This window comes from Sphaerisporangium rubeum, from assembly GCF_014207705.1.
Taxonomy (GTDB): domain Bacteria; phylum Actinomycetota; class Actinomycetes; order Streptosporangiales; family Streptosporangiaceae; genus Sphaerisporangium; species Sphaerisporangium rubeum.
This window is the reverse complement of sequence record NZ_JACHIU010000001.1, coordinates 3,369,636-3,391,350: the sequence shown is the minus strand read 5'-3', so window position 1 is coordinate 3,391,350 and position 21,715 is coordinate 3,369,636. Positions and strand designations below refer to the sequence as shown.

General features: G+C 70.9%; 19 protein-coding genes. 3 read left to right on the top strand and 16 right to left on the bottom strand.

Annotation, left to right across the window (positions count from 1 at the left end):
• The first annotated feature begins 200 nt into the window (after positions 1–200).
• Positions 201–1,238, top strand: coding sequence for a GNAT family N-acetyltransferase (locus BJ992_RS14585; RefSeq protein WP_184981287.1), 1,038 nt, complete (start codon positions 201–203; stop codon positions 1,236–1,238).
• 55 nt (positions 1,239–1,293) lie between these two features.
• Here the strand turns inward: BJ992_RS14585 and BJ992_RS14580 are convergent, their stop codons facing one another.
• From BJ992_RS14580 to uvrA, 11 genes are all read right to left on the bottom strand, one after another.
• Positions 1,294–1,641 carry an RNA polymerase-binding protein RbpA gene (locus BJ992_RS14580; protein ID WP_184981285.1) on the bottom strand — a complete coding sequence of 116 codons (348 nt, stop codon included), beginning with the start codon at positions 1,639–1,641 and terminating at the stop codon, positions 1,294–1,296.
• Positions 1,642–1,710: 69 nt separating this feature from the next.
• A complete protein-coding gene (gene secG, locus BJ992_RS14575; RefSeq protein WP_184981282.1) occupies positions 1,711–1,941 on the bottom strand; it encodes a preprotein translocase subunit SecG in 231 nt (76 codons plus the stop codon).
• Between the two features lie 129 nt (positions 1,942–2,070).
• A complete protein-coding gene (gene tpiA, locus BJ992_RS14570; protein ID WP_184981280.1) occupies positions 2,071–2,853 on the bottom strand; it encodes a triose-phosphate isomerase in 783 nt (260 codons plus the stop codon).
• Positions 2,854–2,897: 44 nt separating this feature from the next.
• Positions 2,898–4,085: a phosphoglycerate kinase gene (locus BJ992_RS14565; RefSeq protein WP_184981278.1), complete on the bottom strand. Its 1,188-nt coding sequence runs from the start codon at positions 4,083–4,085 to the stop codon at positions 2,898–2,900.
• Positions 4,085–5,089, bottom strand: coding sequence for a type I glyceraldehyde-3-phosphate dehydrogenase (gene gap / locus BJ992_RS14560; RefSeq protein WP_184981276.1), 1,005 nt, complete (start codon positions 5,087–5,089; stop codon positions 4,085–4,087). Before gap ends, BJ992_RS14565 begins: the two co-directional genes overlap by 1 nt.
• Before the next feature lie 126 nt (positions 5,090–5,215).
• A complete protein-coding gene (gene whiA, locus BJ992_RS14555) occupies positions 5,216–6,196 on the bottom strand; it encodes a DNA-binding protein WhiA (RefSeq protein WP_184981269.1) in 981 nt (326 codons plus the stop codon).
• 147 nt (positions 6,197–6,343) lie between these two features.
• Positions 6,344–7,282 (bottom strand): gluconeogenesis factor YvcK family protein, encoded by a 939-nt coding sequence (locus tag BJ992_RS14550; protein ID WP_221475451.1) that lies wholly within the window; start codon positions 7,280–7,282, stop codon positions 6,344–6,346.
• 263 nt (positions 7,283–7,545) lie between these two features.
• Positions 7,546–8,496 carry an RNase adapter RapZ gene (rapZ, locus tag BJ992_RS14545; protein WP_425503730.1) on the bottom strand — a complete coding sequence of 317 codons (951 nt, stop codon included), beginning with the start codon at positions 8,494–8,496 and terminating at the stop codon, positions 7,546–7,548.
• A 197-nt stretch (positions 8,497–8,693) separates the two neighbouring features.
• On the bottom strand, positions 8,694–10,640 hold the full coding sequence (gene uvrC, locus BJ992_RS14540) for an excinuclease ABC subunit UvrC (RefSeq protein WP_425503729.1): 1,947 nt from the start codon (positions 10,638–10,640) through the stop codon (positions 8,694–8,696).
• 199 nt (positions 10,641–10,839) lie between these two features.
• Positions 10,840–11,298: a Rieske (2Fe-2S) protein gene (locus tag BJ992_RS14535; RefSeq protein ID WP_184981265.1), complete on the bottom strand. Its 459-nt coding sequence runs from the start codon at positions 11,296–11,298 to the stop codon at positions 10,840–10,842.
• Positions 11,299–11,559: 261 nt separating this feature from the next.
• Entirely contained in the window at positions 11,560–14,400 is a 2,841-nt protein-coding gene (gene uvrA / locus BJ992_RS14530) for an excinuclease ABC subunit UvrA (RefSeq protein ID WP_184981263.1), read from the bottom strand.
• Positions 14,401–14,598: 198 nt separating this feature from the next.
• Here uvrA and BJ992_RS14525 point away from each other — a divergent pair, with 198 nt between their 5' ends.
• Positions 14,599–15,378, top strand: a complete 780-nt coding sequence (locus BJ992_RS14525; protein WP_184981260.1) for a maleylpyruvate isomerase family mycothiol-dependent enzyme — start codon at positions 14,599–14,601, stop codon at positions 15,376–15,378.
• Positions 15,375–16,019 carry an MBL fold metallo-hydrolase gene (locus BJ992_RS14520; protein ID WP_184981257.1) on the top strand — a complete coding sequence of 215 codons (645 nt, stop codon included), beginning with the start codon at positions 15,375–15,377 and terminating at the stop codon, positions 16,017–16,019. The genes BJ992_RS14525 and BJ992_RS14520 overlap by 4 nt, the downstream gene beginning before the upstream one ends.
• 67 nt (positions 16,020–16,086) lie before the next feature.
• On the opposite strand, the gene pssA is transcribed toward BJ992_RS14520, so the two are convergent.
• The 5 genes from pssA to murJ form a co-directional block, all read right to left on the bottom strand.
• Positions 16,087–16,920, bottom strand: coding sequence for a CDP-diacylglycerol--serine O-phosphatidyltransferase (gene pssA, locus BJ992_RS14515; protein ID WP_184988089.1), 834 nt, complete (start codon positions 16,918–16,920; stop codon positions 16,087–16,089).
• The gene (locus tag BJ992_RS14510; protein WP_184981255.1) at positions 16,913–17,524 is read right to left on the bottom strand and encodes a phosphatidylserine decarboxylase; all 612 of its coding nucleotides are present in this window, start codon (positions 17,522–17,524) and stop codon (positions 16,913–16,915) included. Before BJ992_RS14510 ends, pssA begins: the two co-directional genes overlap by 8 nt.
• A 157-nt stretch (positions 17,525–17,681) precedes the next feature.
• On the bottom strand, positions 17,682–18,665 hold the full coding sequence (locus BJ992_RS14505; RefSeq protein WP_184981253.1) for a TerC family protein: 984 nt from the start codon (positions 18,663–18,665) through the stop codon (positions 17,682–17,684).
• A gap of 239 nt (positions 18,666–18,904) precedes the next feature.
• Positions 18,905–20,041, bottom strand: coding sequence for a glycosyltransferase family 4 protein (locus BJ992_RS14500; RefSeq protein WP_343072660.1), 1,137 nt, complete (start codon positions 20,039–20,041; stop codon positions 18,905–18,907).
• Positions 20,038–21,711, bottom strand: a complete 1,674-nt coding sequence (murJ, locus tag BJ992_RS14495) for a murein biosynthesis integral membrane protein MurJ (protein ID WP_184981251.1) — start codon at positions 21,709–21,711, stop codon at positions 20,038–20,040. Before murJ ends, BJ992_RS14500 begins: the two co-directional genes overlap by 4 nt.
• Positions 21,712–21,715: the final 4 nt, after the last annotated feature.

Below are 21,715 nucleotides of genomic sequence, written 5' to 3'. Positions count from 1 at the left end.
CGCGTAACTCCTGCGCTGTTCCCGGGGATCTCCTGGGCTGGTCCCCGTCGGCGAGTGTAGTGATTCATGACAAACGTGATGGATTACCTGTTAAGCGGACCAACGTGAACGAAACTTCCGGCTCATCGCTCCGTAGCAGATACGTAACAGAACGACCGCATGCTGAAGTCCCCGGGATGACGTGCTGGAGGAGGGCGAGGATGGGTTTCCTGCGGATCCGTACCACGGTGGATGAGCGGCCCGGCCGACTGGCGTCCCTGGCCGCCGCGCTGGCCGCCAAAGGCGGCAACATCCTAGGGCTCAGCGTGCAACCCGACACCGACGGCACCGTGGACGAGTTCGTCGCCGACATCCCGGCCTCGGCGGAGGCCGTGCGCAAGGCCCTTGAGGCCGCCGGCGGCCGGCGCGTCCAGGTCGTCCCCGCCGCCGCGCACGAACTGACCGACGAACCCACCCGCGCGCTGCTGCTCGCGCTGCGGCTGCGCGACATGCCGTGGCGGCTTCCCGAAGTGCTGGCCGACCTGCTGCGCGCCGACGACGCGCGCTGGGTGTACGGCACCACCGAGATGTCCGACCTGCCGGACCCGACGCTGCTCATCGTGCCGGTCGCCCCGCGCCGCGCCATCCGGCTGCGCCGCCTCGGCCTGCCGTTCACCCTCACCGAGGCGGCACGCGCCGGAGCCATGGTGCGTCTCGCGCAGCCCCCCGCGCAGACCGTCACGGCGGAGCGCGGCCTGGTGCTGCCGGACGGCGCCGAGGTGCAGGTGCGTCCCCTCACGCCGCTGTACCGCGAGGCGGTGCGCGACCTGCACGACCGCTGCTCCCCCGACTCGCGGCGGTTCCGCTACTTCACCGCCGTGCCGGCGCTGCCGCCGCGCATGTTCGACCGGCTCTGCGACCGCGACCAGGGCCACTCGCTGGTCGCCGGGCACGACGGCCAGGTGGTGGCACTCGCCAGCCTCACCTTCAGCCCCGACCCGGGGATCGCCGAGATGGCCGTGCTCGTCGAGGACCGCTGGCAGGGTCTCGGCCTCGGCAGGGCCCTGGTCGGCATGCTGCTCACCGAGGCACGCGACCTCGGGTTCGCCGAGGTCAAGGCCACCATGCTCACCGACAACACCCGCATGCGCCGTCTGCTGCTGTCCTTCGGCGCCACGCTGTGCCACACCGAGGACCCCGGCGTGGTGGAGGCCAGGATCGCGGCGGGTGCGATCGTTCCCTCCGCACGCCAGGGCTGACCGCCGGGAACGCGAAGGCTCCCCGGGCGGACCCGGGGAGCCTTCGGCGCATGTCCTACCAGGTGGGGCGGCTGTTGTTGCGCAGCCGCTCCAGGGCCTCGGCGAGGATGGCGGCGCCGTCGGTGTCGCTGCGCCGCTCCTTCACGTAGGCGAGGTGGGTCTTGTACGGCTCGTTGCGCGGCGGGGCCGGCGGGGCCGTCTCGTCCTGACCTGCGGGGAGGCCACACCGCGGGCAGTCCCAGTACTCGGGGACGGCCGCGTCGCTCGCGAAGCTCGGGCGCGTCTCGTGCATGTTGGCGCACCAGAACGAGACCCGGACGCGAGGCGCGGCCTCGCCACGCTCGGCCTCCCCCATCGGACCTGCGCCGACACGGCTTCCACGGATCGCGTTGCCACTGCCCACGGATGAACTCCTCGCTAGATCGCCCGCCACCCGGCGGGGAAGAACTCTCTCAGCCTGCCCGGCGGAGCCCTACGGCTTCAGCAACAGGCCCAGCGCGACGATGCAGACGAACCAGATCGCGCCGGTGATGATGGTGAGCCGGTCGAGGTTGCGTTCCACCACAGAGGATCCGCCGAACGACGACGTGAACCCACCGCCGAAGAGATCCGAGAGGCCGCCACCCTTGCCCTTGTGGAGCAGCACGAGCAGGACCATGAGACCGCTCGCCAGGATGAGGGCGATGGAGATTCCGATGACCACCGTTGACCTGTTTCCGTGTAACGCGCGCCGCGGCGCGACCTGACCTGCACGACCACCGTCTGATGACGATTCAAGGCTTCTCTTTGAGAGTACGTCGTCTTGACACGTCGTACCTCCCAAACACCATAGCTAGCCCGACAATTCGCCAAATCGACAGATCTTAACGAATTCCACCGGGTCGAGGCTCGCGCCGCCGACCAGAGCACCGTCGACATCAGGCTGCGCCATGATGCCGGCGATGTTGCCGGACTTGACCGACCCACCGTAAAGGATACGGACGGCCGCGGCCACTTCCGCGTCGTACAGCTCGGCGAGTCGCGTGCGGATGGCCCCGCAGACCTCCTGCGCGTCGTCGGGGGTGGCGACCTCACCGGTGCCGATCGCCCACACCGGCTCGTACGCCACCACGACGGACTTCGCCTGATCGGTCTTCACGCCGTTCAGGCCCGCGTCGAGCTGGGAGAGGGTGTACGCCACCTGGCCGCCGGCCTGGCGGATCGGCAGGCCCTCGCCGACGCACAGGATCGGCGTTACCCCGTGCCGGTAGGCGGCCTGCACCTTGGCGTTGACGACCTGGTCGTCCTCGCGGTGGTACTCACGCCGCTCGGAGTGACCGGCCAGCACGTACGAACAGCCGAGCTTGGCGAGCATCGAGCCGCCGATCTCGCCGGTGTAGGCGCCGCTGTCGTGCACCGACACGTCCTGCGCGCCGTACACGATGCGGAGCTTGTCGCCGTCCACCAGGGTCTGCACACTGCGCAGATCGGTGAACGGCGGCAGCACCGCCACCTCGGTGCGGTCGAAGTCCTTGTCGGTGAGCGTGAACGCCAGCTTCTGGACCAGGGCGATGGCCTCGAGATGATTGAGGTTCATCTTCCAGTTGCCCGCCATCAACGGGGTGCGGCCGCTCATCGCGCACCCTCCGGACGGGGAGACCTCACGGTCGTCATGATCGGTCAGTCCTCCAGCGCCGCGAGTCCGGGAAGGGTCTTGCCCTCAAGGTATTCGAGGCTGGCCCCGCCACCGGTCGAGATGTGGGAGAAGCCGTCCTCGGGGAGGCCGAGCTTGCGCACGGCGGCCGCCGAGTCGCCGCCGCCGACGACGGTGAAGCCCTCGGAGGCGATGAGCGCCTCGGCCACGGCACGGGTGCCGCCGGAGAACGCGTCGAACTCGAACACCCCCATGGGGCCGTTCCAGAAGATCGTCTTGGCGTCGGCCAGCTTGGCCGTGAACAGCTCGCGGGTCTTCGGGCCGATGTCCAGGCCCTCGCGGTCCGCGGGGATCGCGGTGGCCTCGACGACCTCGTGGGAGGCGTCCTCGGCGAAGTGGGTGGCGGCCACGATGTCGACCGGCAGCACGAGCTCCACGCCGCGCTTGTCGGCCTCGGCGATGAAGCCGCGCACCTGGTCGATCTGGTCGGCCTGCAGCAGGGAGTTGCCGACCTCGTGGCCCTGGGCCGCCAGGAAGGTGTACGCCATGCCGCCACCGATGATCAGCCGGTCGACCTTGGTGAGCAGGTTGGCGATCACACCGAGCTTGTCGGAGACCTTGGCGCCGCCGAGCACCACGGCGTACGGCCGCTCGGTGTCCTCGGTGAGCTTCTTCAGGACCTCGACCTCGGCCACGACCAGGCCCCCGGCCGCGTGCGGCAGGATGCGCGGCACGTCGTACACGCTGGCGTGCTTGCGGTGCACCGCGCCGAAGCCGTCGCCGACATACAACTCGGCGAGACCCGCCAGCTTGTCGGCGAACGCGCCGCGCGCCGCGTCGTCCTTGGACTCCTCGCCGGCCTCGAAGCGGAGGTTCTCCAGCAGGGCGACCTCTCCGTCGCCGAGCGCGGTGACGACCGAGCGCGCGGACTCGCCGGCGACGTCGTCGGCGAAGCGCACCGGACGGCCGAGCAGCTCGCCGAGGCGCGCGGCGACCGGCGCCAGGGAGAACTGCGGAGCGACCTTGCCCTTGGGACGGCCGAGGTGAGCGCAGACGATCACCCGCGCGCCGCGCTCGGCCAGCTCGGTGATGGTCGGGATCGACGCGCGGATGCGGCCGTCGTCGGTGATGACGTCCCCGTCGAGAGGGACGTTGAGGTCGGCGCGCACCAGGACGCGCCGACCCTTGACGTCGAGTGAGTCGATGGTGCGCATCAGAGCTGGGTGCCCACCAGCTCGACGAGGTCGCCGAGGCGGTTGGAGTAGCCCCACTCGTTGTCGTACCAGCCGACGACCTTGAGCTGGTTGCCGATGACCCGGGTCAGGCCCGAGTCGAAGATGCAGGACGCCGGGTCGGTGACGATGTCGGCCGACACGATCTCGTCCTCGGTGTAGGTGAGGATGCCACGCAGCGGGCCCTCGGCCGCGGCCTTGAGCGCGGCGTTGACCTCGTCGACGGTGGCCTCGCGCTTGAGCTCCACGGTGAGGTCGGTGGCCGAGCCGGTGGGGATCGGCACGCGCAGCGCGAAGCCGTCGAGCTTGCCCTTCAGCTCGGGCAGCACCAGGCCGATCGCCTTGGCGGCGCCGGTGGAGGTCGGCACGATGTTGAGGGCGGCGGCGCGAGCGCGGCGCAGGTCCTTGTGCGGGCCGTCCTGGAGGTTCTGGTCCTGGGTGTAGGCGTGGATGGTGGTCATCAGGCCCTTCTCGATGCCGAAGGTGTCGTTGATGACCTTCGCCATGGGGGCCAGGCAGTTGGTGGTGCAGGACGCGTTCGAGATGATGGTGTGCGACGCCGCGTCGTACTTGTCGTCGTTGACACCCATCACGATGGTGATGTCCTCGCCCTTGGCGGGGGCGGAGATGATGACCTTCTTGGCGCCGTTGTCGGCGTGCACGCGGGCCTTGGCGGCGTCGGTGAACAGGCCGGTGGACTCCACGACCACGTCGACGCCGAGGTCGCCCCAGGGGAGCTTGGCGGGGTCGCGCTCGGCGAACGCCTTGATCGCCTTGCCGTCGACCGTGATCTCGTCGGCCGTGCTCTTGACCTCGTAGGGCAGGCGGCCGAGGATGCTGTCGTACTTCAGCAGGTGGGCCAGCGTGGCGTTGTCGGTCAGGTCGTTGACCGCGACGACTTCGATGTCCTTGCCGCTCGCGGCCACGGCTCGCCAGAAGTTGCGGCCGATGCGGCCGAAGCCGTTGATGCCTACGCGGATGCTCACGGGACCAGATCTCCTCGAACTTCGTGCGCCGGCTCGTGCCGGCGCCGTGGCGGGCTTGAAACCACAGGCAAGCCTACCGGGTACCGATTGGTGTAGACCACGCGGCTCCATCCCTGTGTGGAAGGGTCAGGGAGCGAGCATGTCGGCGGTCAGATTGGCGTCGGTGGCGGCGATGCCGAGGTCCGAGGCGCGCTTGTCCGCCATGGCGAGAAGACGCCGGATCCGGCCCGCTATGGCGTCTTTTGTCAGCGGCGGGTCGGCGATCTGACCCAGTTCCTCCAGGGACGCCTGCTTGTGCTCCACCCGCAGGCGGCCCGCGATGACGAGATGCTCGGGAGCCTCCTCGCCGAGGATCTCCAGCGCGCGTTGCACCCGTGCCCCCGCCGCCACCGCCGCACGGGCGGACCTGCGCAGGTTGGCGTCGTCGAAGTTGGCGAGCCGGTGCGCGGTGGCGCGCACCTCGCGGCGCATGCGGCGCTCCTCCCAGGCGAGCACGCTGTCGTGCGCGCCGAGCCGGGTGAGCAGCGCGCTGATCGCGTCACCGTCCCTGACCACCACGCGGTCCACCCCGCGCACCTCGCGCGCCTTGGCGTGGATCTTCAGCCGCCGGGCCGCGCCGACCAGCGCCAGCGCCGCCTCAGGGCCGGGACAGGTGACCTCAAGGGACATCGAGCGGCCCGGCTCGGTCAGCGAACCGTGCGCGAGGAACGCACCGCGCCACGCCGCCTCGGCGTCACAGGTCGCCCCCGCGACGACCTGCCGGGGCAGGCCGCGCACCGGACGGCCGTGGTTGTCGATCAAGCCGGTCTGCCGGGCCAGCGCCTCGCCGTCGCGGTACACCCTGACGACGTACCGCGACCCCTTGCGCAAACCGGCGGGGGCCAGCACCATCACCTCGGCCTTGTGGCCGAACACCTCGCCGATGTCCTTGATCAGGCGGCGGGCCGTGGCGTTGGTGTCCAGCTCCGCCTCGATGACGATGCGGCCCCCCACGAGGTGCAAGCCGCTGGCGAACCGCAACAGCGTCGACACCTCGGCCTTGCGGCAGCAAGGCTTCAGCACCGCGAGCCGGCTCAGCTCGTCCTTCACCACACCCGTCATGGCCATGTGCGTGTGTCCTCCCCCATACAGACAAAACGTCCCGTCGTCACCGGCGGCGCCGCCGCGCCGTCGCAGGCGGCCGGAGCGTCGCCGTCAGGTGGCTCCGCAGGCCCCCGGCAAGTCTCTCGCACCCTGTGTGCGCGCTGACCAGGATCAACGCTTCTCACGGAAAATCTCGTCCAGGACCGAGGCAAGGCGTCGTGCATCGTGCCTCGCGGAGCCGTCGGAGGCCGCCACCTCGGCCAGCACGAGACGGCCGCCGAGCGTCTCCACGGCCTCCTCCAGCTCGCCGCCGTCCCCCACCGCGCCGGGATCGGCGAGCACCACGTCGATCGTGAGGCCCGGCGCGTGCTCGCGCAGCACCTGCAGGTGCTTCTCGGCGGAGAAGCCGTCGGTCTCCCCCGGCTGCGGCGCGAGGTTCAGTGTGACCAGCCTGCGCGCGGCGGTGCTGTGCAGCGCGCCGGCGAGCTCGGGCACCATCAGGTGCGGCAGCACGCTGGTGAACCACGACCCGGGGCCGAGCACCACCCAGTCGGCGTCGCGGACCGCCGCGACGGCCTCCGCGCACGCCGGCGGGTCGGCCGGCACCAGCGAGATCGACCGCACGTTCCCCGGTGTGCTCGCGCAGGCCACCTGGCCGCGCACGATGCTGACCACACCGTCCAGCTCCACCTCGGCCTCGATGTCGATCGGCACCGAGGCCATGGGCAGCACCGTGCCGTGCGCTCCGAGCAGCCTCCCCACCCAGTCGAGCCCCGCCACCGGGTCGTCGAGCAGTTCCCAGAGCGCCACGATCAACAGGTTCCCGACCGCGTGGCCGTGTAACTCACCCTCACTCCTGAACCGGTGCTGGACCACCTCGCTCCACGTCCGCCCCCACTCGTCGTCCCCGCACAGCGCTGCCAGCGCCATCCGCAGATCCCCAGGAGGCAGCACTCCGAGCTCCCGCCGCAACCTCCCGCTCGACCCCCCGTCATCCGCGACCGTGACAACCGCCGTCACCGTCCCGGTGACCCTCCGCAACGCCGACAACGACGCGTACAGCCCATGTCCCCCACCGAACGCCACGACCCGCGGCCCTCCGGCCTCCAGATCCCCCCGCGTCCGCGCGACCTCTTCGCCCCCCCGCGCCTCGACCACGACCTCGTGACCACCTCGCGCCTCGACCACGACCTCGTGACCACCTCGCGCCTCGACCACAGCCCCGGAGCCGACCGGCGACCCCGTCACCGCCTCCTGACCGGCCCGCGACTGCGCCACCGTCTCCAGGGCGGGACCGGGTCCGGGCACGACGGAGCCGCCGTCCCTGGTCGGGACAGCGGGGACGGACATCGTTGTCCGGTGTTTCCCTTCGCTCACTCGCGGCCTTTGTCCCTGTGGCTCACCTGTACCTCCATGCCCCGGTCACGCAGGCGCACGCCGATCTGCTCGGCCATGGCGACGCTGCGGTGCTTGCCGCCGGTGCAGCCGACCGCGAGGGTGGCGTAGCCCTTGCCCTCACGGACGTAACCCGCCGCGATGACACCGACGACCTCCTCGTAGGCGTCGAGGAACTCCTTGGCACCGGGCTGGTTGAGCACGTATTCGCGTACAGGAGCGTCAAGGCCGGTCATGGGCCGCAGCTCGGGAACCCAGTGCGGGTTCGGGAGGAAACGGCAGTCGACCACCAGGTCGGCGTCCACCGGGAGTCCGTACTTGAAGCCGAACGACAGGACGTTGACCCGCAGGCCGGGACGTCCTTCGCCACCGAAGAAGGAAATGATCTTGCCACGCAGCTCGTGGACGTTGTGAGCGGTGGTGTCGATGACCAGGTCGGCGTTGGCCCGGACGTCGCGCAGCACCCCGCGCTCCCGTGCGATGCCGTCGACCAGGCGGCCGTCACCCTGCAACGGGTGCGGACGCCGCACCGCCTCGAACCTGCGGACGAGCTCCTCGTCGCTCGCCTCGAGGAACACCACCCGCACCCCGACGCCGCGGCCTTCGAGCTCCTCGATCGCGGTGTTCAGGTCGGTCGTGAACGCCATGCTCCGCACGTCCACCACAGCCGCCACCTTGTCGGTGTCGAGCTGCACCCGCCCCGCCTCCTCGGCCATGGCGAACAACATGCCAGGCGGCAGATTGTCGATCACGAACCAGCCGAGATCCTCCAGAGCCTTGGCCGCCGTGCTGCGCCCCGCCCCCGACATCCCCGTGACGATCACGAACGCGGTGTCCCCGGCGTCGGCCGTCCCACCGGCCCCCTCGGCGGCGCCACCACCGGATCCCTGCCGGAACGTGCTGTCCTCGGACTCACCCGCCCCCGACATCCCCGTGACGATCACGACGGCGGTGTCCCCGGCGTCGGCCGTCCCACCGGCCCCTTCGGCGGCGCCACCACCGGATCCCTGACGGGACGTGCTGTCCTCGGGCTCACCTGGCGCCGAGGCGCCTCCGGCCGCCGCGGCGTCGGGACTCCGGCCGGAGCCGGGTGAGATGGGTGTGTGGTCTGGGTCGTTGTGTGCGGTCACGTGCTCTCCCCCTTCAGCGCCGCGACGATGGTCTCGGCCGTGGAGCGGCCGATGCCAGGGACCTGCTGGATCTCTTCGGCGGTGGCGTCACGCAGCCGTTTGACGGATCCGAAGTGCCGGAGCAGCGCCTGTTTGCGCGCCGCACCCAGGCCGCGGATGTCGTCCAGGGCGCTTTCCGTCACCGACTTGGCGCGCTTGGCCCGATGGTAGGCGATGGCGAAGCGGTGGGCCTCGTCACGGACCCTCTGCAGGAGATAAAGACCCTCGCTGGACCTCGGCAGGATCACCGGCTGGTCGTCGCCGGGGAGCCAGACCTCCTCAAGACGCTTGGCGAGGCCGCTCACCGCGACGTCGTCCACGCCGAGCTCGTCGAGCGCGCGCTGCGCGGCGGCCACCTGCGCGGGGCCACCGTCCACGACGACCAGGTTGGGAGGGTAGGCGAACTTGCGGGGCCTGCCGGTGTCGGGGTCGATCGGCTCGGGGTCCAGCTCGCCACCGGCCACGCGCTCCTCCAGGTAGCGCTTGAAACGGCGGCTGATGACCTCGTAGATGGACGCGACGTCGCCCTGCCCCGCCATGCCGCGGATCGCGAACCGGCGGTACTCGGCCTTGCGCGCCAGCCCGTCCTCGAAGACGACCATGGAGGCGACCACGTCGTCACCCTGCAGGTGGGACACGTCGTAGCACTCGATGCGCAGCGGCGCCTGGTCGAGGCCGAGCGCGTCGGCGATCTCCTGCAGGGCCCTGCTGCGGGTGGTGAGGTCGCTGGCCCGGCGCAGCTTGTGCTGGAGCAGGGCCTCCTTGGCGTTGCGCTCGACCGTCTCCAGCAGCGTGCGCTTGTCGCCGCGCCGGGGGACCCGCACCTCGACCCGGCCGCCGCGGCGCTCACCGAGCAGCTCGGCCAGCGCGCCGGCCTCCGGCGGCATGGCCGGCACCAGCACCTCACGGGGCACCGCCTCCGGGGCCGCCTCGGCGTACATCTGGAGCAGGAAGTGCTCCACCAGCTCGCCGGGGCCGGCCTCCTCGATCTCGCCGGTCACCCAGCCTCGCTGCCCGCGTATGCGGCCACCGCGCACGTAGAACACCTGGACGGCGGCTTCCAGAGGGTCCTCGGCGAGAGCCACGACGTCGCAGTCGGTGTCCTCGCCGAGGACCACGGCCTGCTTCTCAAGGGCCCGCCGCAGCGCCTGGACGTCGTCGCGCAGCCGCGCCGCGCGCTCGAACTCCTCGGCGGCCGCGGCCTCGCGCATGTCGCGCTCGATGCGCCTGATGAACCGGCCGGTGTTGCCGGCCATGAAGTCGCAGAAGTCCGCGGCCAGCTCGCGGTGCTCCTCGGGGGTGACCCTGCCGACGCAAGGGGCCGAGCACTTGTCGATGTAGCCGAGCAGGCAGGGCCTGCCGATCTGGCCCGCGCGCTTGAACACCCCCGCCGAGCAGGTGCGGATGGGGAAGACCCGCAGCAGCAGGTCGACGGTCTCGCGGATCGCCCAGGCGTGGGAGTAGGGACCGAAGTAGCGGGTGCCCTTGCGTTTGGCGCCGCGCAGGACCTGGACCCGGGGAAAGTCCTCCCCCATGGTGACGGCGAGATAGGGATAGGACTTGTCGTCGCGGTACTTGACGTTGAAGCGAGGGTCGAACTCCTTGATCCAGGAGTATTCGAGCTGGAGCGCCTCGACCTCGGTGCCGACCACCGTCCAGTCGACACGCGCGGCCGTCGTGAGCATGGTCTGGGTGCGGGGATGCAGCCCGGCGAAGTCGGCGAAGTAGGAGTTGAGCCGCTGCCGCAGATTCTTCGCCTTGCCGACGTAGATCACCCGGCCATGAGCGTCCCTGAACCGGTAGACCCCTGGCGACTCAGGAACCGAGCCGGGCTCGGGCCGGTAACTCAGGGGGGTGTTCGCGGGTCTGACCACAACCGAAAGACTATCCGCCCCCGCCGACACTTCAGGGCCGCCGAACCCCTCGTAGGGGTCCCCGGCCCACTCCCATGACCTTCGCACAGGACACACCAACAGAAAGCGACCCGCATCCGCCGGCGGCCCCCCTCCCGGCATGCCGGGGGAGTCGCCGGCGGCTTGTGCGGCGCCTTGTCCGGAGAGCGGCGGCGCCGGGGACCGTCGCGGGTGGGCGGGAGAAGCGGGGTCAGGCCAGGGCGATGGTGCCGGCCTCGACCTTGATGGGCTTCTCGGCCAGGGCCTGTTCGGCCGGGCCGGACTGGACGGAGCCGTCGGTGATGCTGAACCGGCTGTTGTGGCAGGGGCAGATGATGCTGCCGTCGCTCACCGAGCCGACCGGGCACTGCTTGTGGGTGCAGATCGCGTCGAAGGCCTTGAACTCGCCCTCGGCCGGCTGGGTGACGACGACCTTCTCGGCCTTGAAGACCTTGCCGCCACCCACGGGGATGTCCGCGGTGGCGGCCAGCCCTCCGGCGGCTCCGGCCGCCGCGTCGCCGGACGGTGCCGCGTCGCCGGCCGGAGGGGCCGCCGAGGCGCCACCGTCGGCCGGCGTGGCGCCGCCGCCGCACGCGGCGAGCACCACGGCGAGGCCCGCGCCACCGGCGCCGGTCATGACCGCGCGCCGAGTCGTTTCCATCTCCGTCATCGTTCGCCTTCCTTGAGGTGGTACATCCGGTACGGCCCTCGATCGGATGTGGTTCACGTCGAGCCGCGACCGACTCAGGAAGTATGGACGAACCCGCATAACGTCCGGCTCAAATTACACAGATCATTGAAGATTTCATCAGAGACAGGTGGCCAGGAGTGCGTTGTCCGACCTCCTGAAGGTGGATGCGCACGCCAGAAGCCACCTGGTCCGACGAGACGGTTGAACCTTTCATCAGTTGGCTGGGCTGAAACCGGGGAATCAGGTCGTCAGGATCTTGCTCAGGAAGCGGCCGGTGTGGCTGTCCTCGACCTCGGCGACCTGCTCGGGGGTGCCGGTGGCGAGCACCTGGCCGCCACGTGAGCCGCCCTCGGGGCCCATGTCGATGAGCCAGTCGGCGGTCTTGATCACGTCGAGGTTGTGCTCGATGACGATCACGGTGTTCCCGCCGTCCACCAGGCGGCCGAGCACCCCGAGGAGCTTGCGGATGTCCTCGAAGTGCAGGCCCGTGGTGGGCTCGTCCAGCACGTAGACCGTGCGGCCGGTGGACCGCCGCTGGAGCTCGGACGCCAGCTTGACCCGCTGCGCCTCGCCGCCGGACAGCGTGGTGGCGGGCTGGCCCAGCCGGACGTACCCGAGGCCGACGTCGTTGAGGGTCTTGAGGTGGCGCTTGATCGCGGGGATGGCGTCGAAGAACTCCAGCGCCTCCTCGATCGGCATGTCGAGCACCTCGGAGATGGTCTTGCCCTTGTAGTGGACCTCCAGCGTCTCGCGGTTGTAGCGGGCCCCGTGGCAGACCTCGCACGGGACGTAGACGTCCGGCAGGAAGTTCATCTCGATCTTGATGGTGCCGTCGCCGGAGCACGCCTCGCACCGGCCGCCCTTGACGTTGAAGCTGAACCGGCCCGGCTGGTAGCCGCGGATCTTGGCCTCGGTCGTCTGCGCGAACAGCTTGCGCACGTGGTCGAAAACGCCGGTGTAGGTGGCGGGGTTGGACCGCGGGGTGCGGCCGATGGGGCTCTGGTCGACGTGGACGACCTTGTCCACCAGGTCGGTGCCGGTGACCCGCGAGTGGCGGCCCGGCACGGTCTTGGCGCCGTTGAGCTCCTTGGCGAGCGCCGCGTACAGGATGTCGTTGACCAGCGTGGACTTGCCGGAACCCGAAACCCCGGTGACCGCGGTGAACACCCCGAGCGGGAACTCGACGTCCACCCCCTTGAGGTTGTGCTCCCGCGCGCCTTTGACCACCAGCTTGCGCTTGGCGTCCCGCTTGCGCCGCGAGGCCGGCACGTCGATGGACCTGCGGCCCGACAGGTAGGCCCCGGTCAGGGAGTGCTCGCTGGCCAGGAGTTGCTCGACGGTGCCGGACACCACGACCTGGCCGCCGTGCTCACCGGCGCCGGGCCCGATGTCCACGACCCAGTCGGCCATGGCGATGGTGTCCTCGTCGTGCTCCACGACGATCAAGGTGTTGCCCATGTCGCGCAGGCGGATCAGGGTGTCGAGCAGCCGCTGGTTGTCGCGCTGGTGCAGGCCGATGGACGGCTCGTCCAGGACGTACAGCACACCGACCAGGCCGGAGCCGATCTGGGTGGCCAGCCGGATGCGCTGCGCCTCACCGCCGGCGAGGGTGCCGGCCGCGCGGTCCAGCGTGAGGTAGTCGAGCCCGACGTCCAGCAGGAAGCCCAGCCGCGCGTTGATCTCTTTGACGACCCGCTCGGCGATGTGCATGTCGCGCTCGGACAGCGCGAGCGACCCGAGGAACGCCGCGCACTCGCCGATGGACCGCGACGAGACGTCGGCGATGGACCGGCCGCTGACCGTGACGGCCAAGGACACCGGCTTGAGCCGCGCACCCTTGCAGGACGGACAGGGGATCTCACGCATGAACCCTTCGTAGCGCTCGCGCGTGGAGTCGCTCTCGGCCTCGGCGTGGCGCCGCTGCACCCACGGGATGACGCCTTCGAAGGTCGTGTAGTAGGACCGCTGCCGGCCGTACCGGTTGCTGTAACGGACGTGGACCTGCTCGTCGTGGCCGTGCAGCAGGGACTTCTGTGCCTTCTTGGTCAGCCGCTCCCACGGGGTGTCGAGGTCGAAGCCGACGGCGTGGCCGAGCGCCTCGATGAGCCTGACGAAGTAGTCACTGGTGTGCCCTCCGGCCCACGGGGCGATGGCGCCGTCGCCGAGGGTGCGCTCGGGGTCGGGAACCACGAGGTCGGGGTCGACCTCCATGCGGGTGCCGAGGCCGGTGCAGTCGGGACAGGCGCCGAACGGCGAGTTGAACGAGAACGACCGGGGCTCCAGCTCCTCGAACGACAGGTCGTCGTAGGGGCAGTACAGATGCTCGGAGTAGAACCGCTCCCGCCCCGGGTCGTCCTCGGGCAGGTCGACGAAGTCGAGCGTGATCGTGCCGCCGGACAGCTGGAGCGCGGTCTCCACCGAGTCGTTGAGCCGGCGCCGCGAGCCGTCCTTGACCGACAGCCGGTCGACGATGACCTCGATGTCGTGCTTCTCGTACTTCTTCAGCGTGGGGGGCTCCTCCAGCCGCACCACGGTGCCGTCCACCCTGGCGCGGGCGAAGCCCTTGGTCTGGAGCTCGCGGAACAGCTCGGCGTACTCCCCCTTGCGGCCGCGCACGACCGGGGCGATCACCTGGAAGCGGGTGCCCTCGGGGAGCTCCATGACCCGGTCCACGATCTGCTGGGGGGTCTGGCGCGCGATGGGACGGCCGCAGCGCGGGCAGTGGGGCTTGCCGATGCGGGCCCACAGCAGGCGCAGGTAGTCGTAGACCTCGGTGATGGTGCCCACGGTGGACCGGGGGTTGCGGGAGGTCGACTTCTGGTCGATCGACACCGCGGGTGACAGGCCCTCGATGAAATCGACGTCGGGTTTGTCCATCTGGCCGAGGAACTGCCGCGCGTAGGCCGACAGCGACTCGACGTAACGGCGCTGGCCCTCGGCGAAGATGGTGTCGAAGGCCAGGCTGGACTTGCCGGAACCCGACAGGCCGGTGAAAACGATCAAAGCGTCTCGTGGGAGGTCCAGCGAGACGTCCTTCAAGTTGTGTTCGCGGGCGCCACGAACGATCAAGCGGTCGGCCACGGCAGATCTCTCAGGTAGGGGTGTGGATCCACGGCAGCCGGGAGAGGCCACCTCTGACTAGTCGCGGTCACTCTAACGATGGGGTCCGACAGTTTCTCCGCGCCGCGACGGCCCGGCGGCGGCGCATCGGGAAAGCGCGCTTCCACTTCATGAGACGCGGCCGCGCGTTCGCTCACATCTGGCGCGATGATGTCGTGCATGACCGTTCTCGACGACCTCAGGGCCGAGCTCACCAAGGCCAACGACCGGCTGCTCGCCACCGTGGCCCGGCTCTCCGACCCGGACGTCGCGGCCCCCTCCCTGCTTCCGGGCTGGACCCGCGGCCACCTGATCACGCACGTCGCGCGCAACGCCGACAGCCATCTCAATCTGATGACCTGGGCCAGGACGGGTGTGTACACACCACAGTACCCGGACGTGGCGACGCGGGACGCCGAGATAGAAGAAGGCGCGGGGCGGGCGATGAAGGAGCAGTACGACGATCTCGCCGAGAGCACCGCGCGCCTCGACCAGGCCGTCGCCGCGATGCCGCCGGAACGCTGGGCCGCCATGGTGCGCGGCATGCAGCCGCCGGAGCACCCGGCCTGGTACATCCTCGCCCGCAGGCTCCGTGAGGTCGAGATCCACCACTCCGACCTCGGGACCGGCTACACCTGGGCCGACTGGCCCGCCTCGTTCGTCCGGCGTGAGCTGCACGACGCGCTGGCCTGCTGGCCGCGGGACGGCGGGCCGGTGAGCGAGGTGCGCGCCGGCGGCCGCTCCTGGACCGGCCTCGGCGAGGGCCCGGTCGTGGAGGGCCCACCGGCGTACGTCCTGGCCTGGCTGACCGGCCGCCTGACCGGGGACGACGCGAGCCGGGGTGATCGCGCGGACGGCGAGGGGCTTAGGCTGGCGGCGAGACCGCCTGCGGCTCCGAAGTGGCCCGCGGCGTCGGCGCCGCCCGGCCTCCCGGCCGCCCCACCCGAGGAGTACCCATGAGCTACACCGGTGACGTGACCGCGAACGGGCCCGCCGACGTGCGTGAGGTCCCCGGCCTGAGCATCAGCAAGATCGAGGTGGGCGACTTCGGCAACAACGCCTATCTGCTGCGGTGCGCCGAGACCGGCGACGGTCTGCTCATCGACGCCGCGGCCGAGCCCGACCGGCTGCTCGGCCTGATCGGCGACATGCCGATCAGCACGATCGTGACGACGCACCGCCACCAGGACCACTGGCTGGCCCTCTCCGAGGTCGCCAAGGCGACCGGCGCCGAGACGGTGGCGCACTCGCTGGACGCGCCGGAGCTGCCGGTGCCGGTCACCCGCACGGTCGAGCACGGCGACCGGGTCACGGTCGGCGTGGTCACGCTGGAGGTCATCCACCTGCGCGGCCACACCCCGGGCTCGATCGCCCTGCTGTACGGCGACGGCCACATCTTCACCGGAGACTCGCTGTTCCCCGGCGGCGTCGGCAACACCGAGCGCGACCCGGCCCGGTTCGAGAGCCTCTACACCGACGTGGTGGAGCGGATCTTCGACCGGCTGCCCGACGAGACATGGGTGTACCCCGGCCACGGCAAGGACACCACGCTCGGCGCCGAGCGTCCCTCGCTGCCGGAGTGGCGGGCCCGCGGCTGGTGACCCGGCCACGGACACGCCGCGGGCCCGGCCCCCTCACAGGGGGCCGGGCCCGCGCGGGTCCGGGCCGTCAGCGGACGGAGGCCTCGGTCTCCTTGCGCTCCTTGCGCTGCGCGCGCTTGAACATCAGCACGCGGAGCGGAATCGCCGCGACCAGCGCGATCTGCATGGCGGCGCCGATCTGGATGAGCACGTCGCCACCGGACAGGTCGGCCGCCCAGATGATCAGGCACGTCACGTTGATCATGATCCACGCCAGCACGACCGCCAGCAGGTTGCCCTTCGGCTTGGGGTACTCGATGCGGCTCACCATGAGCCACGCCACCAGGAACACCCCGGCCACCGTGAGGTAGGACGCCTGGAAGAGCAGCACGATGGACACCACCGTCATGGCACCCATGGGGATCGGCAATCCCATGAAGTCGCCGCTCTTGGTCTTCACGCAGGCGAACCGCGCGAGGCGCACCACGCCGGCGAGCAGCACCGACACCGCGGCGCACAGCGCCACCAGCATCGGCATGCGGTGCGAGAAGCCGGCCCAGGCCACCACCATGAACGCCGGGGCGAACCCGAAGCTGATCACGTCGGCGAGGTTGTCCAGCTCGGCACCCATGGCCGAGGCACGGAACCGCCGCGCCACCATGCCGTCGAACAGGTCACAGGTCGCGCCGAGCAGCAGCAGCACGATCGCGGTCGCGAAGTAGCGCGGGTCGGGCCGGAACGAACCCTCGGCCTGGAGCTGCCCGATCGCCGACCACGCGAGCACGCACACGGCGAGGAAGCCGCACATCGCGTTGCCGAGGGACAGGGAGTCGGCGGCGGACAGGCGGAACGCCTTGCCCACCGGTCCTCGTGGTTCGTCGGCCGCGTCCATGTCGTCCATGGACCATCCGGCGTCAGCCATGGTCAACGCGAGTCACCCCTGCCGTCACGCGCTGCCCCACCGTCACCGCCGGGGCGATCCCTTCAGGAAGATAGACGTCCACCCGGGAGCCGAAACGGATCAGCCCGATCCGGTCCCCCTGCGCCACCTTGGCCCCCACGCCGAGGTACGGCACGATGCGGCGCGCCACGGCGCCGGCGATCTGCACCATCTCGACGTCCCCCACGGCGGTGCCGAAGCGCCACACGACCCGCTCGTTGCGGTCGCTGTCCTTGTCGAAGGCGGGCTTGAAGCCGCCGGGGACGTGCGTCACCGATGTCACCGTGCCGTCCAGCGGCGCGCGGTTCACGTGGACGTCCAGCGGGCTCATGAAGATCGCCACCCGCGTCCTGCCGTCCGGCCAGGGGTCGATGCTCTGCACCACGCCGTCGGCCGGGCTGAGCACCAGACCGGTGCCGGGGGTCCGCTCGGGGTCACGGAAGAACCAGAACATCGCGCCGGTGAGCGCGGTCAGCGGTGCCGCGGCGACGGCCCACCGCCGCGAGCGCCGGGTGAGGGCCACCGTGATCGCGGAGGCGGCCACGGCGGGCACCAGCCAGGGGGAGACTCCACGGGCCAGACGCATGCGACGGCGTCCGTGGCTGGGCGAATCAATGGACACAAGTAACCTTTACGGTGTGCGCGACCAGAGAATGGTTCGTGACTTTATCGCCGAATGCTACCCATCTCGCGGACTGTACATAGCAAGACGAGACAAGCAAACCGCCTCGTACACCAATTCGCTACCCCTGGGACACCTTCGCCGGCGGCGTGGCCGAGCCGGCCTTCCTGTCGCGCCTGGCCTTGATCAGGCTCGCGATCGTGGTGATCGTCATGGTGCCGCCGATGACCGACAGGGAGATCCATATCGGCACCTCAGGCGCCCAGTGGACACCGTTGCTGTGCAAGGCTTCCAGTACGAGCTTAACCCCGATGAACGCCAGGATGAACGACAAACCGTAGCTGAGGTATACCAAGCGCCGGAGCAGACCCCCCAGCAGGAAGTAGAGCTGCCGCAGCCCCATCAGGGCGAACGCGTTCGCGGTGAACACGATGAAGGCGTCCTGAGTGAGACCGAAAATCGCCGGGATCGAGTCGAGCGCGAACAGCAGATCGGTCGTGCCGATGGCCACCATCACGATCAGCATGGGGGTCACCATGCGGCGTCCGTCGATCTTCACGGAGATCTTGGACTCGACGTAGCCGTCGGTGGTGGGGAAGACCCTGCGCACCCAGCGCAGCAGGAGGTTCTCCTTGAACTCCGTCTCGTCGTGGCCGCGCAGCATGTTGACCGCGGTGTAGATGAGGAAGGCGCCGAACACGTAGAAGAGCCAGCTGAACCGCTCCAGTGCCGCGGCCCCCACCGCGATGAAGATGCCGCGCATCACCAGCGCCAGCAGGATGCCGATCAGCAGGACCTTGTGCTGGTACATCCGGGGGACGGCGAACCGCGCCATGATGATGTAGAAGATGAAGAGGTTGTCGACGCTCAAGCTGTACTCGGTCAGGTAGCCGGCGGCGAACTCACCCGCCTTGTCCGCTCCCTCGACGAAGAACAGCCCCACCCCGAACAGCACGGCGAGGGTGACGTAGAACCCCACCCAGAACCCCGCCTGCCGGAGGGTGAACTCACGTGGCTCGCCACGGTCGACAATCCACAGATCAATCGCCAGGACGACGAGCAACCCGGCGACCACCGCCGCCCACGCCCACACCGATACGCTCAAAATCACAACCTCCGGCCCGCGTCAAAGTGCCGGAGGTCTCTCCCGCCCGCGCCTTCCGGCGGCGGACCGGCAGCCCCGGGCCTGCCGTACTGCCGGCGGACCGTGATGACGAGGCTGTCGCGTAGGGATACTCCCCCCCTCGCCGAGGAGTATAGGCGAGCTCATAAGCCTTACCTAATCCAGGCTTTGCACATACTCGACCTTCTCCTCAACTTCTGGCATTTCACCAGGTCAGCCCATCACACCCCAGAGGCCCCCGAACCCTCCCCACTCCCCCACAAACCCCCGTACGCCGCGCGCACCGCCTGAAGAGCCTCCCGCTCACCCGGCAGCTCCCGGGCCGAGGCCGCCTCGCCGAGCCTGCGCGCCAGACCGGGCTCCGACAGCAGCCGAGAGATCTCACGCCGCAACGCCTCGGCGTCCCCCGACGGCACCAGCAGCCCCGCGTCCCGCACCATGTCCGGTATGCCTCCCACCGCCGTGGCGACCACCGGCACCCCGGCCCGCAGCGCCTCCTGCACGCTGAGCGGCTGCCCCTCCCACAGACTCGGCACGACCAGTGCCCTCGCCACCCGCAGCAGACCGGCCATGTCGTCCCGGTGACCGAGCAGCACCACAGGCAGCCCTTCGCCGTCGATCCGCGCCTGCAGCCGCTCCCGCAACGGCCCGTCCCCCGCGATCGCGAACAAGGGCCGCACGTCCCCCTCGAACGGCCCCGCGGCGGCCGTCAGCAACGTGTCCAGCCCTTTCTGCTGAGCCAGTCGTGCCACCGTGAGGAGCACCGGCCGCTTCTCCGCCGGGAGATCCCCCCCTGCGTCGAGGCCGGGAACAGCGGACGGGCCGGCAGGCGGGGGCAGCGGCGGGGCCGGCACGACGGCGGGGGCCACGTGGCGCGCTCCGCGCGCGGTCATCCGTTCCCCGAGGTCGGGGGCCACCACGAGCACCGTGTCGGCACGCGCGGCGGTGACACGCTCCAGAACCCCGTACACCGCCCCGACCGCCCCGCCGGTGGTCAGCGCGTTGTGCAGCGTGACCACCAGCCGCGTACGGCGACCCGTCAGCGCGAGCGCGGCCAGCGCACCCGCGCGCAGCCCGTGCGCGTGCACCACGTCCGCCGCCGCGGCCAGGGCCCGCAGCCGCAGCACGGCACGCGCGTCGCGGCCGGGACGCGGCCGGTCGGCGATCGGCACCTCGGCGAACCGCGCGACCTCGGCGAACCCGAACGCCTCATCGGTGCTCGCCGGCCCCGCGACGACCACCCGGTCGCCGTCTCGGGCCAGGCCCGCGGCGAGCATGCGGACATGCCGGCCCACGCCTCCCGCGCTCGTCCCGAGCACGAGCAGGATCCGCGACGGCTTCCCCGTCCCCACGCTCACGACCGCCTCCGTTCCACCGGTCCACCACTTCGTCCCGCCTCGTGCGCGGGTACGCCGGCCTCATCGGGCCGCTCTCGCGAGCCGCCGCGCACCGCGGCGAGCACCACGGCGAGGTCGCGGCGGGCCAGTGCCGCGATGACCGCCACCCCCGCCGCCACGGCCACCACCCCGGCGAGCGCGGCGACCGCGGCCCCGGCCCACGGCCCCGCCGGGCCGAGACCCGCGGCCACCCAGTGACCCGTCAGGAACCCCGCGGCACCGGCGAGGACCGCCGTGAGCAGCGCGCGTGGCACCCCGCGCAGCGCGCCGGGCCGTCCGGCGCGCAGCACCGCCACGGCGAGCAGCGCACCCGCCGCCGTCATGCCGGCGGCGGTGCCGAGCCCGAGCCCGGCGAGCCCCCAGTCCGCGGGGAGCACGGCGACGAGGACCGCCTGCGCGGCCATCACGACCCCCCACCCGGCGACCGTGCCCCCGGCCGCCGCGCGTCCCCGCCCCGCCGCGTACAGCACACGGCTGAGGTGCGCCATGAGCCCGTAGCCGAGCAGTCCGGGGGCGAACGACGCGATCGCGCGGGCCAGCTCACCGGCCGGTACGTCACCGGCCCGGCCGCCGACGAACACCTCGGCCACCGGGCCCGCCACCGCCGCGAGCGCTCCGGCCGCGAGCCCCGCGGTCAGCACCACGGCGCGGGTCGCCGAGGCCGACAGCGCGGCGAAACCGGCGTCGTCCCCCCGTTCGGCCCGCGCCGACAACGCGGGGAACGCGCTCGTCGCGATCGGCACCGCCAGCACGGCGTACGGCACCTGGTAGATCGCCCACGCGTAGGAGTAGCCGACGACGGCTCCCGCGCCGACCCGGTGGTTGGCCAGCCAGACGACGAACGCGGTGGCCACCTGCTGCGCGACCAGGGCCGCGAGCCCGGCGAGCGCCAGGGCCCTGACCCGTGCCGCGACGCCGGGAGGGAAGCGGAACGTCGGCCGCAGCGGCAGCCCGAGGCGTGCCACCGGCCGCAGCACGGTGAGCACCAGGGCCAGCACCCCGAGGGTCGTCCCCACCGACAGCACCAGTTCCCCCGCGCGCGGCAGGTCCTGCGGCGACACCGCGCCGTGCCCGAACGGGACGTACACGATGTAGGCGATGATCACCACGACGCTGGACACCAGCGGCGCCACGGCGGGGGCCGCGAACCGCCGGTGGGCCTGCAGCACGCCGTACAGCACCACGGCCACCCCGTACAGCGGCACCTGCGGCGCGAACACCACCAGCATGCGCGCCGCCAGGACCGTGAGCTGCTCGGACGCGCACCCTGCGACCGCTCCGGCGAACAGCTCCATCAGCGGCCCCGCCAGCAGCGCCGTGAGCACCCCGAGCGGCACCAGCACGGCCAGCACCCACGTCAGCAGCGCCGACGTGATCCACCCGGCCCGCTCGGCGGCGGCCGTCCCCGCGAGGACCGGCACGACCATGCCGGCCAGGGCCCCGCCGACGACCAGCTCGAAGACGAGGTTCGGCACCTGGTTGGCCGTGACGTAGGCCGTCGCCAGGCAGTTGGTGCCGACCGTGTGCGCCAGGACGAGCTGCTTGGCGAAACCCACCACCCTGGCCAGGATGGTGATGCCCCCGATCAGGAGCGCCGCCGCGGCGACCCCCTGCCCTGCTCTGCGGATCATGAGC